Origin of the sequence: Shewanella sp. Sh95 (assembly GCF_001308045.1) — a bacterium.
GTDB lineage: Bacteria > Pseudomonadota > Gammaproteobacteria > Enterobacterales > Shewanellaceae > Shewanella > Shewanella xiamenensis.
Map to the genome: position 1 here is coordinate 25728 of NZ_LGYY01000018.1, position 20599 is coordinate 46326.

The 20599-nt window shown below is 47.8% G+C and carries 18 protein-coding genes; 15 read left to right on the forward strand and 3 right to left on the reverse strand.

All coding sequences use genetic code 11. The features are described 5' to 3' along the window. The first annotated feature begins 241 nt into the window (after positions 1-241). From gltB to AEA42_RS00995, 8 genes are all read left to right on the forward strand, one after another. Positions 242-4690: a glutamate synthase large subunit gene (gene gltB, locus AEA42_RS00955; protein WP_055646704.1), complete on the forward strand. Its 4449-nt coding sequence runs from the start codon at positions 242-244 to the stop codon at positions 4688-4690. 6 nt (positions 4691-4696) lie between these two features. Continuing rightward, positions 4697-6103 carry an FAD-dependent oxidoreductase gene (locus AEA42_RS00960; RefSeq protein ID WP_047537757.1) on the forward strand — a complete coding sequence of 469 codons (1407 nt, stop codon included), beginning with the start codon at positions 4697-4699 and terminating at the stop codon, positions 6101-6103. A 247-nt stretch (positions 6104-6350) separates the two neighbouring features. Next, the gene (locus AEA42_RS00970; RefSeq protein WP_055646706.1) at positions 6351-7061 is read left to right on the forward strand and encodes a 5'-methylthioadenosine/adenosylhomocysteine nucleosidase; all 711 of its coding nucleotides are present in this window, start codon (positions 6351-6353) and stop codon (positions 7059-7061) included. Positions 7062-7092: 31 nt separating this feature from the next. After that, complete coding sequence (locus tag AEA42_RS00975; protein WP_055646707.1) at positions 7093-8082, forward strand: cobalamin biosynthesis protein; 990 nt, start codon at positions 7093-7095, stop codon at positions 8080-8082. Between the two features lie 55 nt (positions 8083-8137). After that, a complete protein-coding gene (locus AEA42_RS00980) occupies positions 8138-8515 on the forward strand; it encodes a DUF2721 domain-containing protein (protein WP_037415657.1) in 378 nt (125 codons plus the stop codon). Further along, complete coding sequence (locus AEA42_RS00985) at positions 8512-9138, forward strand: trimeric intracellular cation channel family protein (RefSeq protein ID WP_037427599.1); 627 nt, start codon at positions 8512-8514, stop codon at positions 9136-9138. Before AEA42_RS00980 ends, AEA42_RS00985 begins: the two co-directional genes overlap by 4 nt. Before the next feature lies 1 nt (position 9139). Beyond that, a complete protein-coding gene (locus AEA42_RS00990) occupies positions 9140-9631 on the forward strand; it encodes a nuclear transport factor 2 family protein (protein WP_037415527.1) in 492 nt (163 codons plus the stop codon). 123 nt (positions 9632-9754) lie between these two features. Then, positions 9755-10183: a hypothetical protein gene (locus AEA42_RS00995; protein WP_037427601.1), complete on the forward strand. Its 429-nt coding sequence runs from the start codon at positions 9755-9757 to the stop codon at positions 10181-10183. A gap of 165 nt (positions 10184-10348) precedes the next feature. On the opposite strand, the gene tyrS is transcribed toward AEA42_RS00995, so the two are convergent. Then, positions 10349-11545: a tyrosine--tRNA ligase gene (gene tyrS, locus AEA42_RS01000; RefSeq protein ID WP_011626902.1), complete on the reverse strand. Its 1197-nt coding sequence runs from the start codon at positions 11543-11545 to the stop codon at positions 10349-10351. Positions 11546-11671: 126 nt separating this feature from the next. On the opposite strand from tyrS, the gene AEA42_RS01005 reads away from it, so the two are divergent. From AEA42_RS01005 to AEA42_RS01025, 5 genes are all read left to right on the forward strand, one after another. Further along, positions 11672-13069: a peptidoglycan DD-metalloendopeptidase family protein gene (locus tag AEA42_RS01005; RefSeq protein WP_055646708.1), complete on the forward strand. Its 1398-nt coding sequence runs from the start codon at positions 11672-11674 to the stop codon at positions 13067-13069. A gap of 20 nt (positions 13070-13089) precedes the next feature. Then, positions 13090-14199, forward strand: a complete 1110-nt coding sequence (locus AEA42_RS01010; protein ID WP_055646709.1) for an anhydro-N-acetylmuramic acid kinase — start codon at positions 13090-13092, stop codon at positions 14197-14199. 407 nt (positions 14200-14606) lie between these two features. Then, on the forward strand, positions 14607-15302 hold the full coding sequence (gene aqpZ / locus AEA42_RS01015; RefSeq protein WP_055646710.1) for an aquaporin Z: 696 nt from the start codon (positions 14607-14609) through the stop codon (positions 15300-15302). A 156-nt stretch (positions 15303-15458) separates the two neighbouring features. Continuing rightward, positions 15459-15839: a DUF2750 domain-containing protein gene (locus AEA42_RS01020; RefSeq protein WP_037415505.1), complete on the forward strand. Its 381-nt coding sequence runs from the start codon at positions 15459-15461 to the stop codon at positions 15837-15839. A gap of 19 nt (positions 15840-15858) precedes the next feature. Further along, positions 15859-16314, forward strand: coding sequence for a hypothetical protein (locus tag AEA42_RS01025; protein ID WP_037415501.1), 456 nt, complete (start codon positions 15859-15861; stop codon positions 16312-16314). A 104-nt stretch (positions 16315-16418) separates the two neighbouring features. On the opposite strand, the gene erpA is transcribed toward AEA42_RS01025, so the two are convergent. Both erpA and AEA42_RS01035 read right to left on the reverse strand, forming a co-directional pair. Next, the gene (gene erpA, locus AEA42_RS01030) at positions 16419-16769 is read right to left on the reverse strand and encodes an iron-sulfur cluster insertion protein ErpA (RefSeq protein WP_011071517.1); all 351 of its coding nucleotides are present in this window, start codon (positions 16767-16769) and stop codon (positions 16419-16421) included. Beyond that, positions 16762-17568, reverse strand: coding sequence for a DUF6776 family protein (locus AEA42_RS01035; protein WP_047537771.1), 807 nt, complete (start codon positions 17566-17568; stop codon positions 16762-16764). Before AEA42_RS01035 ends, erpA begins: the two co-directional genes overlap by 8 nt. Positions 17569-17642: 74 nt before the next feature. Here AEA42_RS01035 and AEA42_RS01040 point away from each other — a divergent pair, with 74 nt between their 5' ends. Continuing rightward, positions 17643-19367: a chloride channel protein gene (locus AEA42_RS01040; RefSeq protein ID WP_055646726.1), complete on the forward strand. Its 1725-nt coding sequence runs from the start codon at positions 17643-17645 to the stop codon at positions 19365-19367. A 210-nt stretch (positions 19368-19577) separates the two neighbouring features. Continuing rightward, positions 19578-20597, forward strand: coding sequence for an aspartate carbamoyltransferase (locus AEA42_RS01045; protein WP_037415482.1), 1020 nt, complete (start codon positions 19578-19580; stop codon positions 20595-20597). Positions 20598-20599: the final 2 nt, after the last annotated feature.

Here is a 20599-nt window from a genome sequence, read left to right on the forward strand (position 1 = left end):
TTTCATTTTTTTAAAATTCTTTTTATTCATAATGTTATACGACACTTTAATCAGTTAACGTTAACGTCAAGCAATTGTGTTTTGTGTATGAAACATGAATTAATACCCATATTTTATGCAAAATTTTGGTTTGACCTTTAGTTAATCTCAGGATAATTTGGGTGGTTCGGGTGCATATCTATAGAAAGTCTTTACATTTCTCCCGAGTAGTAATTTCGTTGAGGTCAAGGGAGGTTTTTGTATGAGCTTATATCATCCCAGTTTTGAGCGGGACAATTGTGGGTTTGGCTTGATTGCACAAATGGATGGCGAAGCCAGTCATCGTATCGTGCGCACAGCTATCCATGGCCTTGATCGCATGAAACACCGTGGCGGTATCGCCTCTGATGGTCGAACTGGGGACGGCTGTGGTTTATTGATGCAGCTACCATTGCAATTCTTTGAGGCCGTAGCCGCAGAAAATGACTGGCACTTGAGCCGCAAATTCGCTGTAGGCATGTTGTTTTTAAGCCAAGATGAGGAATTAGCCGACCAAGCTAAATTCATCCTCGAACGCGAACTGGAGCGTGAAACATTAAGTATCGCTGGTTGGCGTAAAGTCCCTATCAATCCTGAGGTATTGGGTGAGATTGGTAAATCGAGCCTACCGCAAATCTATCAAGTGCTGATTAACGCCCCCATTGGTTGGCGTGAGAAAGACCTTGAGCGACGTCTCTACATGGCTCGCCGCCGTTTAGAGCAACAAATTACTGACGATAAAGACTTTTATGTCGCAAGTCTTTCAGGTCAAGTCATCGTCTACAAAGGCTTGATGATGCCAGCCGACCTGCCCGCATTCTATCCCGACCTTGCCGACATCCGTTTGAAGAGCTCTATTTGTTTATTCCATCAACGCTTTTCAACCAATACGTCACCTAAATGGCCACTCGCTCAACCCTTCAGGTATCTTGCCCATAACGGCGAGATCAATACGATTACCGGTAACCGCCAATGGGCCCGTGCCCGTGCCTATAAATTTAATTCGCCGCTGCTGCCTGACTTACAGCAGGCGGCACCCTTTGTGAATGAAACGGGTTCTGACTCCTCCTCCCTCGACAATATGCTCGAGATGCTGCTCTCTGGCGGGATGGACTTATACCGCGCCATGCGTTTGCTGATCCCGCCAGCATGGCAAAGTAACCCTGAGATGGATGACGAGCTAAAAGCCTTCTATGACTTTAACTCCATGCATATGGAGCCATGGGATGGTCCTGCAGGTATCGTAATGACCAACGGTCGCCACGCCGCTTGCGCGGTCGATCGTAACGGTCTGCGCCCATCTCGTTATGTGATCACCAAAGATCGTATCTTAACCCTTGCCTCAGAAGTCGGCATTTGGGACTACGCCGCCGATGAAGTGATTGAAAAAGGCCGTGTCGGCCCAGGCGAGCTGTTAGTGTTAGATACATTAAATGGCCGGTTATATCAGTCATTCGAAATCGATAACGATCTTAAGCGTCGCCACCCCTACAAAGAATGGATGGCGAAAAACAGTCGTACTTTAATTCCTGCCGAGCAGCTAACGACAGAGCAACATGGCGCCAGTGAATTAAGTCCTGAGCAACTACTGCAATACCAAAAGCAATTTGGTTACACCCGCGAAGAGCTTGAACAAGTGATTTGGGTACTGGCAAAACAAGGCGAAGAAGCGACTGGCTCCATGGGCGATGATACGCCAATGGCCGTATTGTCGAAAAAGTCACGCTCGCTCTATGACTATTTCAGGCAAAAATTCGCTCAAGTCACTAACCCGCCTATCGATCCATTGCGTGAAAAGCACGTGATGTCTCTGGCGACCTGCATTGGCCGCGAACAAAACCTCTTCAACGAAACTACTGGCCATGCCTATCGAGTGATGTTCAACTCGCCGATATTATTATTCAGTGATTTCAATCAATTACTCGGATTAGATAGCACTTACTATCGCGCCAATATCGTCGATTTAAACTACGAGCCGAAAGAAGGCTTAGAACAGGCGATTCGCCGCATCACCTCAGAAGCTGAGCGTTTAGCCCGCAGTGGCACTACGCTGCTGATTTTATCCGACCGCGCAATTGATAAATCGGCGCAGGTGATTCCAGCAGCCATGGCGGTGGGCGCGGTGCAACAAATGCTGGTGAGTAAGAGCCTGCGCTGCGATACCAACATCATTGTCGAGACCGCTTCGGCGCGAGATCCGCACCACTTTGCAGTGCTACTCGGCTTTGGCGCCACGGCGATTTATCCCTATTTAGTGTATGAATCAATCTCAGATCTGGCTAAACGCCATGATTTAACCGATACCACAGCCTTGATGCTCAACTTCCGTTACGGCATCGAGAAGGGTCTACGTAAGATCATGTCTAAGATGGGGATCAGCACCGTCGGCTCCTACCGTTGTAGCCAGCAGTTTGAAGCCATTGGTATCGCCAGTGATGTGATTGAACTGTGCTTTAAAGGTGTGGTGAGCCGTATAGAAGGTGCAAGCTTTGAGGATATCGCCAACGATCAAGCGCTGCTGCATAAAGCCGCTTACCGCGCCCATGTGCCACTGCCACAGGGTGGTTTACTCAAATACGTGGATGGCGGTGAGTACCACTGCTTCAACCCTGATGTGGTCAACACATTGCAGGCATCCTTAATCGACAAAAATTTTGCGACCTATAAGAAGTTTGCCGAATTAGTCGATAACCGACCAGTTGCCACCCTAAGGGATTTGATTGGCATTAAGGCTGACCAAGCTGCAATTGAACTGGATAAGGTCGAGGCTGCTAGTAACTTGTTCCCACGTTTTGACAGTGCGGCCATGAGTATCGGTGCCTTAAGCCCCGAGGCCCATGAAGCATTAGCCATTGCCATGAACCGTTTAGGTGGCCGCTCTAACTCGGGTGAAGGTGGTGAGGATGCTCGCCGCTTTAACACCGAACGTAACTCGGCGATTAAACAAATTGCCTCGGCACGTTTTGGCGTAACCGCCCATTACCTAGTCAATGCCGATGTGTTGCAGATTAAAGTTGCCCAGGGTGCAAAACCCGGTGAAGGCGGACAACTGCCAGGCCATAAGGTGAGTGTAGAAATTGCAGGGCTGCGCCACGCGCGCCCCGGTGTAACCTTAATTTCACCACCGCCACACCATGATATTTATTCTATCGAAGACTTAGCCCAGCTGATTTTCGATTTAAAACAAATCAATACCAAGGCACTGATCTCCGTGAAGTTAGTGTCTGAGCCAGGTGTCGGCACGATCGCCACTGGAGTGGCAAAAGCCTACGCCGATATGATCACTATTTCTGGCTACGATGGTGGCACGGGCGCGAGCCCTATCACCTCGGTGAAATACGCCGGCAGCCCATGGGAACTTGGCCTTGCCGAAGTGCATCAATCTCTGGTGGAAAATGGCCTACGCCATAAGATCCGCTTGCAGGTCGATGGCGGCCTAAAAACCGGAACCGACGTCATCAAAGCAGCCTTACTCGGCGCCGAGAGCTTTGGCTTCGGGACTGTGCCCATGATTGCCTTAGGTTGTAAGTACCTGCGTATTTGCCACCTGAACAACTGCGCTACCGGTGTCGCAACTCAGGACAAGAAACTTCGCGATAACCACTACCACGGCTTACCAGAGCGAGTGATGACTTACTTTGAGTTTGTCGCCGAGGAAGTGCGCGAATGGATGGCAACCCTAGGGGTCAGCAAGTTCGAAGACTTAGTCGGCCGCAGTGAGTGGCTACATACCTTAGAAGGCCAAACCGATAAGCAACGCGGACTCGATTTAGCGCCGATCCTGTATCAGCCGAAGGTCAGGGCCAGCACCTCGCGCACCTGGCAGGAAACCAATCCACCAGCAGATTTAGGCTTACTCAACCAACATTTGCTCAACGAGTGCCAGAGTGCAGTCGATAAGGGCGAGTGTTTCGATGCAGCTTACAGTATCAACAACACTGACCGCTCAGTGGGCGCACGCCTATCGGGCTATATCGCGACCACCCTTGGTGTTAAAGGCACTAAGGCACCGATAAAACTCAGCTTTAACGGCAGTGCCGGCCAAAGCTTTGGGGTATGGAACAGCCCAGGCCTTGAACTCAAGCTCTGCGGTGATGCCAACGACTACGTTGGTAAAGGCATGTCGGGCGGCAAGATTGTGATTTATCCACCGCTGGGTAGCCCATTCCAGAGCGAGCGCAGCGCGATTGTCGGTAACACTTGTCTGTATGGTGCGACTGGCGGACGCTTCTTCGCCGCGGGCCAAGCGGGTGAACGCTTTGCGGTACGTAACTCGGGCGCCATCGCCGTAGTTGAAGGCTTAGGCGATAACGGCTGCGAATACATGACCAGCGGGATTGTGGTCGTGCTAGGTAAAACCGGGGTCAACTTCGGCGCGGGGATGACGGGCGGCTTTGCCTATGTTTTCGACCAATTTGGCCGCTTTAATCGCCGCGTCAATAGCGAACTGGTAGACACCCAAAAGCTCGAATCGCCTATTCATCAGCAACATTTAAAAGGCTTGATTGAGGAGCATGTGGCCGAGACTGGCAGTGAGCACGCGAAGATGATCTTAAGCGACTTTGCCAACTGGTTAGATTGCTTTGTATTAGTGAAACCGAAAAATATCGCCGTTGCAGATCTGCTCAAATTAGAGCAATCGAGCCCGGAACTGGCAGTAAAAGCGGGGTAATAGCAGATGAGTAACGATTTTCAATTTATTGAAGTGGGTCGTAAAGATCCAACTAAACACCCTGCGGCAAAGCGTTCGACTCAGTTTATTGAGATTTATCAGCCCTTTGCACAAGCACAGGTGAGTGAACAAGCGGACCGTTGTCTCGATTGTGGTAACCCTTATTGTGAGTGGAAATGCCCGCTGCACAACTATATTCCCAACTGGCTGAAACTGGCGCAACAGGGCCGAATCATGGAGGCGGCGGACTTAGTCCATGAGACCAATACCCTGCCCGAGATCTGCGGCCGCGTCTGTCCACAGGACAGACTCTGTGAAGGGGCTTGTACCCTAAACGCCGACTTTGGCGCAGTGACTATTGGTAATGTGGAGAAATACATTACCGATACCGCCATCGCCCAAGGCTGGCGTCCGGATATGAGCAAGGTCACGCCCCGTAAAGAAAAAGTGGCGATTGTCGGCGCAGGCCCTGCAGGTTTAGGCTGCGCCGATATTCTTGCCCGTAATGGGGTTAAGGCTGTGGTGTTTGATAAGTATCCCCAGATTGGTGGCCTGCTGACCTACGGTATTCCCGCCTTTAAACTGGATAAAGCCGTGATGGCAACTCGCCGCACTGTGTTAGAAGGCATGGGCATAGAGTTCAAGCTAGGCGTAACTGTGGGTAAGGACGTTGCCTTTAACCAACTGCTTGAGGAATACGATGCCGTCTTCCTCGGCATGGGAACCTACACCGCCATGAAAGCAGGCCTTGAGGGCGAAGATGCCCAAGGCGTGTACCAAGCCCTGCCCTACTTGATTGGTAATACTCATCATCTGATGGGCAGCAGTAATCCAGACACCCCTTACCTCAACCTTGCCGGTAAACGTGTGGTGGTCTTAGGTGGTGGTGATACCGCCATGGACTGTGTTCGCACCGCCGTGCGCCAAGGTGCCAGCAGTGTGATTTGTGCCTATCGCCGTGATGAAGCCAACATGCCAGGTTCACGCCGCGAAGTGCAAAACGCCCGTGAAGAGGGAGTGAACTTCCTGTTTAATCGTCAACCCGTGGCGATTAAAACCCAGGACGGTAAAGTGGTGGGTGTGGAATGCGTTGAAACCCAAATGGGTAAAGCCGATGCGAGTGGCCGTCAACGTGCTGAAGCAATTGAAGGCAGCGAGCAGTTACTCGACGCCGATGCGGTGATTATCGCCTTCGGTTTCCAACCTAGCCCTGCGCCTTGGTTTGCCGATTACGGCATAGAACTCGACCAATGGGGCCGAGTAAAAGCCAGTAAACAGGCTGATAACCCATTCCAAACCACCAATCCAAAGGTATTTGCTGGCGGCGATATGGTCCGTGGCTCGGATCTGGTTGTGACCGCAATTGCCGAAGGACGTGATGCCGCGCAAGGTATTCTTAACTACTTAGATTAATTGTTTTTTGTTGTACCGCTGTACCTGTGAGTCTCGGACTCGTACCCACGAGTCCACCATTTGCTTGTGAATTTTGGCGCACCTTAGGGTGCGCATTTTTTTACCCATTCGCCGTTTAACATTATCCCAATCAAGCAATCGCAATCCCACAATAACGTCAAAGCATAACTGTGGTATATTAGCCGCCATTCTGTTATCCCACTCTTTTAGTGGCATCACACATTCAGTTGAATCAAAAGGGTCTCCCATGAAAATTGGTATTATTGGCGCAATGGAGCCAGAAGTTGCCCATCTTATTGCGGCTATGACAAACGCCTCTTCGCAAACGATTGCGGGTATTGAATTTATCGCTGGCACCTTAGCGGGCAAAGACGTTGTAGTGACGCGCTCTGGTATTGGTAAAGTCGCCGCTAGTATTGCCACCACGCTGCTGATTGATAAATACGCCCCCGATGCGGTAATCAACACAGGTTCTGCGGGTGGTTTTGTCGATTCACTGTCGATTGGCGATATCGTGATTTCATCCGAAGTGCGCCACCACGATGTGGATGTCACCGCATTTGGTTACGAAATTGGCCAAATGGCGCAGCAACCTGCGGCATTTATTCCGGCGCCATACTTAGTCGAAGCCGCCAATAAGGCCATCGCACAATTAGGCGAAGTGAAAGCGATTGAAGGCTTAATCTGTACTGGCGATAGCTTTATTTGCGATCCAGTACGTACCAAGACCATGTTGGAGCACTTCCCAACCATGGCGGCCTGTGAGATGGAAGGCGCGGCAATTGCTCAAGTGTGCCACCAATTTGGCGTGCCATTTGTGGTGATTCGCTCGCTCTCTGACAACGCCAACAACGACTCGCCCGTCGATTTTGATTCCTATATTGTGAAAGCGGGCTACCATTCAGCGCTGATGGTGATGTTGCTACTTGAGCAATTAGATACAAACTCAGTACAGTAATAAACAAAAGCATATTTGTGGAAAGTACCTGATGAAAAGCTCTTTTTATCAACAACTTGTCGAAATTGATGGCGCTTTGTTTGAATGCTTCTTGGTACTTTTCTTAGCTTTATTACTGGCGCGTTTAGCGCCATTACCCAGAGAAATGCAGCCACTGATTTGGTTTAGTCACTTAGCCAAACAACTCGCAGCCAAAGTCAATCGCCCCGGGCGCGCGCCCAGCCAACAGGCAACCGCTGGCTTTTTAGCCATGTTGTTACTGGTATTCCCCTTCTGGGCGATTATTACTTTTTTGCTCGAGCTCGCAGCCTTCCCATGGTTTTTTGAGTTTTTAGTGCTGTATCTGTGTTTGAGTGATGCGGGCTTTAGCCAAGTGGCCGACGAAATCGCTAAAGCATTAAACCGCGAGGATAATGCCAGCGCAAAAAAGCTATTACAGCCGTGGGTTGTCCGTGATACGGATAACCTATCGGAAGTGGGCTTAACCAAAGCGACGATTGAAAAATTGGCTACAGCGCCAATTTACGGTACGGCTTCGACTATCTTCTTCTTTGCGATCGCGGGTGCGCCTATGGTGCTGGCGGTCAGAATGATTAAACAACTCGAGCTCAGCTGGCCACCTATACAACCTAAATATCAGCATTTTTGCAGTACTGTGAATATTATCTCAACGGTACTACTGGCAATACCCGCTTGGTTATGGAGCCTGTCTATTGCGATTCAGGGTGGCCCTAAAGCCTTGGCATTGCTGTTTCGCACCTCTAAAAATCATCCCGCCCTACGGGGTTATGTGATGAGTGTGTCCTTAGTGGCGAATATTTTACGGATTGAATTAGGCGGACCGCAGAAGTTTTCGGGGCAACGCATTGATGTAGCAAAGATAGTCTATGGCCCACAGCCGCACCATGAGAGTATTACCCCCGCAGTAAAACTCACCTCACGCGCCTGCGCAATTTGGTTTAGTTTTATCACGCTTCTTCCCTTCCTTTGGGCGGGTTTACGCTGGCTACAAACCCTGTGATATGATGCCTCTCATCTTAACATTAGGTTAAAGGCTGACTATCTTGTTCGAAAACATGCATGTCTCATTAACAACTCCTGCGTTGTTATTTCCGGCAATTTCTTTGCTATTACTTGCTTATACCAACCGATTCTTTGCACTGGCAGCATTGATCCGTCAGTTAAGTAACGGCGACAAACCCGTGCATCAGGATCAGATTAAAAACTTAAGTCAGCGGATCAGGATTATTCGCCGCATGCAGGAAGCTGGTGTATCGAGTTTTGCCCTGTGTGTGCTCTGTATGATTTTTATTTATATCGGTTTTAACAAGACTGGCTCCATCATCTTTGGTGCCAGCTTGTTACTCCTACTTTATTCACTGATTTTATCTGTCATTGAAATTCGTATTTCTGTGGATGCGCTGAATATCCATATCAAAGAGATGAGTAAATGAACCATTGGATTTACTTCTTCGATTTATGTGGCACAGCAGTATTTGCCCTTTCCGGCGCCTTAGCAGCAGGACGTCATCGCATGGACCCCTTTGGGGTGATAGTGCTCGCATCGGTCACAGCTGTAGGTGGTGGCAGTATCCGTGATGCGCTGATTGGCGCCACACCCGTGTTTTGGATCCGCGACCCGAACTACATCATAGTCATACTCGCCACTGTCCTAGCTTGTTTGCTGTTAGTACGCCGACCACGCAAGATGCCGGAGTATACGCTCCCCGTAGCTGATGCCTTAGGTTTAGCCCTGTTCACTGTGATTGGTGCAGAAAAAGCCCTCAATATGGGGCTAAGTGGCATGATTGCCGTCGTGATGGGCTTGATCACGGGCGTAGGAGGAGGCATTATTCGAGACTTACTGTGCCGACAAATCCCTATGGTATTGCGCACAGAAATCTATGCCACGGCCTCTATTATCGGCGGTATTGGTTATACCGTAAGCTTAGCCTTGGGTATGGGCGAAAAAACGGCACTGTTTTTAGCCATGACCAGTGCATTAATGATCCGCCTATGCGCCATCAAATGGCATTTGTCGTTACCCGCCTTTGATCTCAAAACCAAGAGGGAATAGTTTGCGAATATTGTGTCTTTTAGTCTGCCTTATGTTTATTCCGGCGCTGTTTCCTGTGTCTGTACATGCAAACTCAGGGGAAATGCCTGCGGAACAACAGTTAGCCATCAAATATATGAACGCGCTCACTGAACACGACTATAAAACACTCGGCAAATTCTATAACCGCGATAGTATTTTCTTCGATAAAACTGCCAATCGTAAATACACGGGTGGTCGTTTTATTATCGACTTTTTCGAGCGCGCCCATGAGGGAGTGCTCGAATATGATTTTAATATCGAGCATATGTATAACGCGGGCTCATTAGTGGTGATGATTGGTAACTATCACTTTAAGGGGCCAGGGGAGCAATTTGGTAAGCCCGGCAAAATCATTGATGTCGCTATCCCTGGCGTGACTAGCCTTAAACTTGATATGCGCAACCATAGAGTCGCAGAGCATGTGGATCTGATTGACTATCAGACCATGTCAGACCAATTAGCGATGCAATAATCACAAAATTTCGCTTTGATTGAAACTTGAGCCCTAAAAATGAGTCGAAATCTACAATGAGTCATGCGACCGAACCATGGCGCTGAATGCCTAATTCGTTCGTTTAGTTTCAATGAGGTTTGTATGAAGTTTTTTGGACTGATTGCCCTGCTCGCCCTAAATGCTTTGATACTCGTGCCCAACGCACAAGCGCAGCAGCCGATTATTGTTTCCTATGCGGTGCAACCTGTAAGCCATTTCAATCAACAACTGCGTGTTGCCCAAGCACAACATCAAGCTTGGAGTGAAGATCCCAAAACCATAAGTAACCAATACGCGGGGCAAAAGTTCACCCTAGTTCGGACCCAGCCGACAAAGTATGGAATATTGACCTATCAAGTGAGTGAAATATCTAAACAACATCCACAAATGCTGTTGATTTTATCACTCAAAAAAGATGCCCAACGCTGGCAGGTCGATTCAGCTCAACTAGCTTGGAAGTGTCGTGATGGCCAGCATTTTGGCACCGACAGATGTAATATTGGTGAACATGAGGCCAGTACGGCACCTTAAGCCTGCATCTCACATGTAGCCAGCACCAGATAAAATGCAGATATAAAAAGAGCGCCCTTAGTTAGGCGCTCTTTCTTCTTACTTGGTAAGTACTTATTAACCGTAATAAGCACTTATTCACTGTACTCGAGTCGTGATATTCGATTCAAGCTAAACTCAGATTGGTTAAACCAAAGTCACTTTAGCAAACTTACGCTTACCGACTTGGAATACGGCAACCGTGCCAGCGCTTAAGGTCATACGGCTATCGTCAACCTTCTCACCGTCCATCTTCACCGCGCCTTGCTTGATCATACGCATCGCATCGGAAGTCGACCCCACTAAGTCGGCATCTTTAAGTAAGTTAGCAATCGCTAAGCCTTCACCCGCCGCTAATTCAACCTCAGGGATATCATCTGGGATAGCGCCCTTTTGGAAACGGTCGATAAAGGCTTGATGGGCACTCTCCGCCGCCGCTTGGTCGTGGAAGCGCGCGATAATTTCCTTCGCGAGCGCAATCTTGGTATCACGCGGGTTAGCACCGTTGGCGATATCTTGTTTGAACTGTTCAATCTCGGCCAAAGGACGGAATGACAGCAGCTCAAAGTAACGCCACATTAATTCGTCAGAAATCGACATGATCTTGCCAAACATTTCATTGGCGGGCTCACTCACACCAATGTAGTTGTGCGCCGATTTAGACATTTTCTTCACGCCGTCTAAACCTTCGAGCAGTGGCATCATGATCACGGCTTGTGGTTTTTGGCCTTCGGCTTTTTGTAACTCACGGCCCATCAACAGGTTGAACTTTTGGTCGGTTCCGCCTAATTCAACGTCGGCCTTCAGGGCCACTGAGTCATAACCCTGTAAAAGTGGGTACATAAATTCGTGGATAGCGATCGACTGACCCGAAGCATAGCGCTTCTTAAAGTCGTCACGTTCCATCATACGAGCAACGGTTTGCTGCGAGGCTAAACGGATCATCCCAGCCGCGCCTAATGGCTCTAACCAGCTCGAGTTGAACTCGATACGCGTTTTTGCAGGATCAAGGATTTTATAGACCTGCTCTTTATAGGTCTCGGCATTGGCTAACACTTGCTCACGAGTCAGTGGTGGACGAGTGCTGTTTTTACCACTTGGATCACCCACCATACCGGTAAAGTCACCAATTAAGAAAATGACCTCATGACCTAACTCTTGGAATAATCTTAACTTATTTAAAATTACTGTGTGTCCAAGATGGATGTCCGGTGCGGTAGGATCTGCGCCTAACTTGATACGAAGTGGACGTCCTTCTTTGAGTTTTTCCAGCAGATCCGATTCGAGTAGGATCTCGTCGGTACCACGTCTAATTTCTGCTAATACTTGGTCTAAATCAGCCATCTCGGCGGGGACTCCTAAGGCCATAGTCATAAAATGAGGAGACTTATGTTACTTGTTAGCCACCACAATTGAAAGTGTGTACACTAACGGGATTATTCAAGCCTTAGGTTATCGGTATCGGCGTCAATGGGAAAGGTTATAACGTTATTTAAATTGTTGCCTAAAAAGCATCAAATTCTCCTCAGCATTCTTTCTGTTATCACAATGATAACCTTGCTCTTTCCATCTGAAGAAGCCCAAGCTTCAAGACAAACTCAAGGTATTGCAGATCATCAAGTCAACACCCGTTACGATGTGCCCTTAGCCTTTCGCTCACCAGAGCGTCCAGAAGGCATTGAAGGACAAACACAGGATGAGGCAAATCAAGCCACAGCCTTGTCTTCAGTAGACGCGTTAGCTGCGGGTAATCATTCAGCCCCCGAAACCCTAGAGAGCGCCCACCATAGGGATGTTGAGCATTTTAATGTTAAGAATGGCGATACTTTAGCCGCCGTTTTTGAGCGAGCAGGACTCACCAGCAAAGATGTATATGAAATCACTCAGTTACCGCTCGCCAAGCAGAATCTATTAAAAATCATTCCCGGCGAAGAAATTGTGATCTCTAAGGACGTCAATGGTGATTTAACCGAAGTGCGCTACCGTGTTGATGCGATATCAACCTTAGTGATCACTAAAGATCACGACAGGTATTTTGAAAAAATCACCGAAAAAGACATTGAAATTCGCACTCAATTCACCAGCGCGAAAATTAAGAGTAACTTCTGGAACGCTGCCGTAGATGCGGGCTTAAATGCTAACCAAATTATGCAACTCTCAACCGTATTTGGTTGGGATATCGACTTTGCCTTAGATTTACGCGAGGGCGATAGCTTCGCCATTATCTATGAGCAAGAGTATGCCGAAGGCGAGTTTTTACGTAATGGCAATATCTTAGCTGCGGAGTTTATTAACCAAGATGAGCGCTACACTGCAGTGCGCTACACCGACGGTAACTACTATTCCGAAAATGGCACAAGTATGCGTAAGGCATTCTTACGCTCACCGGTTGACTTTAAATATGTCAGTTCAAACTTTAATCCTAAACGCCTGCATCCAGTGACAGGACAAGTTAAAGCTCATCGTGGTGTTGACTATGTTGCCGCAATTGGCACCCCCATTAAAGCGGCAGGCAATGGACGAGTTATCGAATCCGGCTACAATCAATTTAATGGTAACTATGTGTTCATTAAGCACAACGATACCTACACGACCAAGTATTTACATTTGACCAAGCGTAATGTCAGCAAAGGGGCTAGCGTTAAGCAGGGGCAAATTATTGGCACATTAGGCAAAACAGGACGCGTCACGGGTGCTCACCTACACTATGAATTTATCGTCAATGGGGTGCACCGCAATCCAAGAACAGTGGATTTGCCCAAAGCCGAATCAATCGCCCGTAAAGAAAAATCTCAATTCGATACTATCAGCAAACAGTTGATGGCAAGCATTTCACAGAACAAGCAAACCCAATTGGCGATGCAATAACGACGGATGGATTCCATCAAATGAACAAGGCTTATTATATTGGACTGATGTCAGGCACCAGTATGGATGGTGTCGATGCTGTGCTAGTCGACTTTGCGGGCGAACAGCCGCAGCTGATTGCAACGCATACCGAGGCGATCCCGAGCCATTTGCTCAAAGGATTACAACGCCTGTGTCTGCCAGGCAATGATGAAATTAACCGCCTTGGCCGCCTAGACCGCAGTGTTGGCAAATTATTTGCTCTTGCAGTCAATAACTTGCTCGCCAAAGCCCTGATAGCAAAAGAAGACATCATAGCCATTGGTAGCCATGGCCAAACTGTGCGCCATATGCCAAACCTTGAGGTAGGCTTTACCCTGCAGATTGGCGATCCCAACACCATAGCAACCGAAACGGGCATAGATGTGATTGCCGATTTTCGCCGCAAAGACATCGCCTTAGGCGGCCAAGGCGCGCCATTAGTGCCCGCATTTCACCAGCAAACCTTTGCCCAAGTCGGAAAAAAACGCATCATCCTCAATATTGGTGGTATTGCCAATATCACCTATCTGCCGGGTAATAGCGATGAAGTCTTAGGCTTTGATACTGGGCCGGGCAACACCTTAATTGATGCCTGGATTCAGCAAGTAAAGAATGAACCCTATGACAAAAATGGTACTTGGGCAGCATCGGGTAAAACCGATCAACAGCTACTCGCGCAATTGTTGTCGCACCCTTATTTCTCCCTTGCTTATCCAAAGAGTACTGGGCGAGAACTATTTAATCAGGCCTGGTTAGAGCAGCAATTATCGGCGTTTAATCAATTAGATGAAGAAGATATTCAATCGACACTGCTCGATTTAACCTGTCACAGTATTGCCCGCGACATCCTTAAACTCGCCCAAACAGGGGAATTATTTGTCTGTGGTGGTGGCGCTTTCAATGGCGAGCTAATGCAGCGTTTAGCAGAGTTACTGCCGAATTATCATATCGATACCACCTCAGCACTCGGAGTCGATCCTAAATGGGCCGAAGGCATCGCCTTTGCGTGGCTTGCTATGCGTCACCATTTAGGTTTGCCCGCCAACCTGCCCGCCGTCACTGGCGCCTCCCGCGAAGCCGTTTTGGGTGGACGTTTTAGCGCTAAGTAACATTAATGGACACAAATGCTCTCGAGTATTTGTGTCCTGATGATTCTCTTCTTCTATCGACTAAATCACTTTTAATAAAGCCAATTCAAAAACACTGCCAACAACCAATATCCCCTCACATTAAAGTTATCTTTGTCTTTGATATTAATCTAAATACTTAAAACCCATCTATGCTTGATCACAGTTGTGTCATACAAACTTGCTAAAGTGGTTGTTAACTAAGCCGTAAATACGCAAAGCTCAGGTTGTGATGGTCTATAGAGATCCGAACAATCTGCAGACATAACACTTCAATTAAGGGAATGGTTATTTATCTAGCTACACTTAACCAGCAAGATAAACAATGGTTTATGCAATGGCGTCAAAAAGCCATACCGACATAAATCGACTGAATAGGAAATCAATCAATGAATATGTCACAAAAAATGGCGGCAGAATTTTTGGGCACTTTGTGGCTGGTGCTCGGCGGCTGTGGCAGCGCAGTACTGGCCGCAGCTTTTCCTGAGGTGGGGATAGGCTTACTCGGAGTGTCACTCGCCTTTGGCTTAACCGTTCTCACTATGGCCTTCGCGATTGGTCATATCTCAGGTTGCCACCTCAACCCGGCGGTATCATTTGGACTCTGGGCTGGCGGACGTTTTCCTGCATCAGAACTGTTGCCTTATATCATTGCCCAAGTTGCGGGCGGTATTGTCGGTGCTGGCGTGTTGTACGCAATCGCCTCTGGGCAAGAAGGTTTTAGTCTCGCGGCAGGTTTTGCTTCTAATGGCTTTGGTGAACATTCTCCAGGCGGCTATAGCATGATATCGGTAATGATCTGCGAAATTGTAATGACCTTATTTTTTCTACTCGTCATTTTAGGCTCAACCGATGAACGAGCGCCTAAAGGCTTTGCCCCGATCGCTATTGGTTTATGCTTAACCCTAATCCACCTCATCAGTATTCCTGTATCTAACACCTCAGTAAACCCTGCCCGCAGCACTGGCCCAGCGCTATTTGTTGGTGATTGGGCCGCATCACAATTATGGCTATTTTGGGCAGCTCCGATCATTGGTGCCATTTTAGCGGGCGTTATCTACCGTTATTTCAACGCTGCCAAGTAATCCCTCTATGCCAACAGCGCTTTGGCTGCGCTGTTGTGCTTTTTCAAACCCCGCTCTAATGTTACCATCTTGGCAACTGGTGAGTTTTGCTGTGCCCACGTTTTTACTTTTGTGGCACGACAGGCTTCGCCCTATTCACGCATAAGAGATATTTTCATGAGCAAGACTGTTAAAACCTTTGCAGAAGCCGCTGGCATGACTCCAGAAGCGCGTTACGACTACCTTGTTGAACAAATCAAGCAACATAAAGTGTTATGGACGCTTCAAGATCAAGATGGTTGCGTAATGCTAACCACTGAAGATGAAGACTGTATCCCAATGTGGCCAACCGAAGAAGCGGCTGAATCTTGGGCAGTCGATGATTGGAGCGACTGCCAAACCTTAGCGATTCCCTATGATGAATGGCATGAACGATGGGTACCAGGCATGGAAGATGACGATCTGTTCGTTGCCGTATTCCCTGTACAGGACGACTTAGGTGTGGTGATCCCACCCTATGAATTAGATCAACGTTTAGTCACTAAACAAAGCCACTAATCCACAAGGGCAAACCACAATGTCGCTGAGCGAGCAAGAATCCTCTTTGGCAACGCAGGCTACGCCACCCTTGGCAAAAGCCCGTTTACCTAAACGCTTAATTGCTTTGCTGCTACTTTATGTCGCAGCATCGGTAAGCGGTTTAATCGCCAAACAAGGGGTACTTTTCTGCCTGTTAACCCTATTGATGGTGCTTGGGATTATAGGTCGCCAAAAGGCTGGGCTAATTATGCTAAGAGGTTATACCTTAGTGCAGTTAGCATTAGTAAGTATGCTGCCAGTACTGTTATACGATCCTGACAACCTCGTCGCAGGACCAACCACAGTGCACCTTGGCCAGTGGCAGGGGAAACTACCTGACTATGTGATTTTTACTGTGTTGATTGTCTTATCTTTATTGCAGGTTTGGATCGCATTCGATAAGGACGTTAAAGCTTGGTTTAAGCCCAAGTTAAACCTCAATATTATGAACTAACGGCCTATACCAACGCAGCTCAGTAGATCATTACCAATAAAAAAGCCGTCTTGTCGACGGCTTTTTTATTTTCTATATCAGCTAACTACATTTGTAACACAAGCTTATACAGAGAAACTTGCACCACAGCCACAGGTGGTTGTGGCATTAGGGTTCTTCACAAAGAAACGCGAACCTTCGAGACCTGAAGTGTAATCCACTTCACCGCCAACGAGGTATTGTAAGCTCATGGGATCGACGACCAATTGGACGCCTTGTTTCTCAACAGTGAAGTCGCCTTCATTGACCTTTTCATCAAAGGTAAAGCCGTACTGAAATCCAGAACAACCACCGCCAGTAACATACACGCGTAGCTTAAGTGCAGGATTTTGCTCTTCTTCCAACAAGCCTTTTACCTTAGCGGCTGCCGCATCGGTAAATTTAATTGGCATTGTTGCGTCAGCTTGATCAGTCATTACTACCTCTTACATCAGTTTTCTGGGGCAAATTATCCGTTACCTGACTATTTTGTTCAAGTATTACCCGCGGTTCTTTTTCACCCTGTAATAATTCAGGGACACTATAGACATGTTCTGTCTGCGAATTTTTAGTCCAGCGGCTCGAAGGCACCACCACTTTCACTTTGACTTGCACCACATTAAAGCCAGCTGGCACAGTAACTTTGGTATCTATGACCTGAAAATAGCGAAAATCAAATTCAAGCTTAGAACCCGTGAGTTTGTTCACACTTAACTCAACAGATTTACCATCTTGCACACCAATAAGCGTGATTTCGGTGCGGCCTTGAATCGCCTGCTTACGTTTTTGCAGCTGAGTCAAAATCAGTTTGAAATTATATTCATCAACCAAGGCCCCAGGCGTCATTTCTAGGCCATGGATAGCCACACCTTCAGCGTTGTCATCTGGTGACATAATACTGCGATAAAAGGCTAATTCGTGCTCTAGCTCTTTTTGTTTTTTCATCTGCTGTGCAAACATATCTTGCATTTGCGCATTGGCTTCGCGTTCGACAGATAGCTCTAAATTGCGGGTAGCGAGTTCCTGGGTTTGCAACTCAAGTTCAGCGGTAACACGTTGTAATTTACCCCCACCAATGTGCTTCACGACAGCTTCATCACTGTTTAATACAATAAAGCTCACCCAAGCGCCCAATAAAAATGCTACAAAAACTAATAGCAATAAATACTTGGTCGATGGACGATACTTTAAATCCATGACTTGCAGCCGGTCTAGCCAACGATGATAATTTGGCATTAGGTAACAGCCCCTTATATAAAATACAATCAACTCAAGAACGAGTTCGATACAATACAACTCAGGCCAATGCAGTGCAATTAACGATAAATAAAGCCGCGATTCAAGACGCTATCAGCACAGCTAAAAAGTACTTAACTAACGAGCTACGTGATCATTTATCTCAAGCCAAGATCAGTGCGCAGCTGTGCTTACTGGCCTTGTTATTCGCCATCTTCGCCTCCTGCGTGATCCTGTTGTTTCGACTCTTGCTCCTGTGGGCAAACCATTACACCCAAATCGAGACGCAGGATTTTACGGGTAACATCACCGACTGGCGAGCATTGTTGCCACTTTTTGGCGCCTTGTTGATCTGGATTGTCGCCAAACTCGGCTCCAAACGTTACAAGCGCATGGGGATTGCCTATGTATTACATAGGGTTAAATTGCACTATGGCAAAATTCCGCTGCAATCTGCCGCAGGGCAATTTTTTCAGGCCTTGTTTGCCTTAGGGACTAATTTTTCGGTGGGCCGTGAAGGCCCCGCCATTCACCTTGGCGCCGTAAGTGCCAGTGTTCTAGCCGAAAAATTTAATCTTCCCGACAATAGTGTGCGAATTATGTGCGCCAGCGGCATTGCAGCAGGGATTGCCGCCACCTTTAACGCGCCGCTAGCAGCAGTGATTTTTGTACTCGAAGTGATCGTGCGCGAGTACAAAGTGCATTACTTCTTCCCGATTATGCTATCCGCCATTTGCGGCGCGGTTTCCAGCCAACTGGTGTTTGGTAATGTGCACGAGTTTGATCGTATTCAGGTGATCCATATTCCATTGGATCACTATCCGATTTTAGCCCTTGGCGGTATTGCACTAGGCTGCGCCGCCGCCTTCTTCAATTACACGCTCCTTAAAGTCACTGCCACGGGGCAAAACTGGCCACTGATTTATCGGCTCTTGCTGGCGGGAGGTATCACCACCCTGATTGGCTTAATCTTGCCGCAGGCGCTGGGCACTGGAGATTTAGCGATCAGTGAAGCCATTAGCGAGCATCCCAGTTTATTGCTGTTAATCGCCCTGCTTGCCGCAAAGATTATCGCCACCATTGCGGCAATAGGGCTTGGGATCCCGGGCGGATTGATTGGCCCGCTCTACGGCATCGGCGCCTTAATCGGTGCCATCTTAGCCTTAGTCAGTGCGATGTTATTCCCTTCGATTGCGCCTTACGTTGGCCTCTATACAGTGATAGGCATGACTGCCATGATGGGCGTTTGCCTAAGTGCGCCGCTCGCTGCATTAGTCGCGCTGCTCGAAATGACCAACGATGCCAGTATTATTCTGCCCGCGATGTTTGTCACAGCTCCCGCATTTTTGATTGCCTATCAAGGTTTTAAAACTAACTCGATCTTCTTCAAACAGTTAGAAATTATGGGCTTAGGCTATAAAGTGGCCCCCGTGAATCTGGCGCTACAGAAAAAAGGCGTACGAGCCTTGATGGATAAACGCTTCGTTATCGTCAATAACAACGACGAGCTGCTGCTCGAGGTGTTAAAACGCGCCGAAGGTCGCCCTGTGTTAGTACGTAATGCCGATGGGCTAATAGAAATGCTCAGCCTTGAGATGCAATCCTTTGATGACAACATCACCCTCTCACGTCATCCCATGCAGGGACTAAGTGATACCAAAACCTTAGATGAGGTCTATTCAATACTGTCACCCAAGCGCAGCGGTGAAGTCTTTATCTATCAAGACACGCCAGATAACGTGGTAGGGGTGATTAGTTGGTCGAACCTACAGCAAGAAATTCGCTCAGGCCAAGTCTAAGCCAAATCACAGACTAAACAGTCAACCAAGAGTGGATTGGATTCACAAAATCCTGTTGTTTCACGGTAAAAATACATTACAGAGGCAAGGGTGCTATTTCGCTGCCTTGGTGCATCTGTTACAATCGCGCCTCAGCCACCCTACATAACATTAGGGCTACGAGCGCAATATCTGCACTTGAACGCCCCCTAGCAATTGGAAAACAGGCTGATGAACCAGTTCGAAGGATCCCACATCCTCTCCGTAAACCAGTTAGATCTTGATTCAATCCAAACTATTTTTAATGTCGCCCACCGCATGATGCCCTATGCACTTCGTGAGAAGCGCACAAAAGTGCTCGAAGGCGCCATTTTAGGTAACCTGTTTTTCGAGCCAAGTACCCGTACCCGCGTCAGTTTTGGCTGTGCCTTTAACTTACTCGGCGGCCATGTGCGTGAAACCACTGGTATGGCCTCTTCGTCCTTATCTAAGGGTGAATCCCTGTACGATACCGCCCGCGTACTCTCAACCTATTCCGATGTGATTGCGATGCGCCACCCTGACTCATACTCTGTCAAAGAGTTTGCCGAAGGTAGCCGCGTCCCCGTAATCAATGGCGGTGATGGTTCGAACGAGCACCCAACCCAAGCATTGCTCGATTTGTTTACCATTCAAAAAGAGTTAGGTCATGCTGGCCGAGGTATCGATGGCATGCATATCGCTATGGTCGGTGATTTAAAGTTTGGCCGCACCGTGCATTCATTGTCGCGCTTGCTGTGCATGTATAAGAACATCAGCTTCACACTGATTTCACCAGCTGAATTAGCTATGCCTGATTATGTGATCTCAGACATTGAAAATGCTGGCCATAGCATCAAAATAACAGACCAGCTTGAAGGCCATTTAGATAAAGCAGATATTCTTTATCTGACCCGCATTCAAGAAGAGCGCTTCCCATCCCAGGAAGAAGCAAACAAATACCGCGGTAAATTCCGTTTGAATCGCAGTATTTACACCCAACATTGCAAATCTAACACAGTGATCATGCACCCGCTGCCACGGGATTCGCGTGCGCAAGCTAATGAGTTAGATAATGATTTAAACAGCCATCCTAATCTCGCTATCTTCAGACAGGCGGACAATGGACTGTTAATTCGTATGGCACTGTTTGCATTGACACTCGGGGTTGACACACAACTCGAAAAATATGAGTGTCCCGTTAATTGGTATTCACGTAAAGCCGATCGCTAATC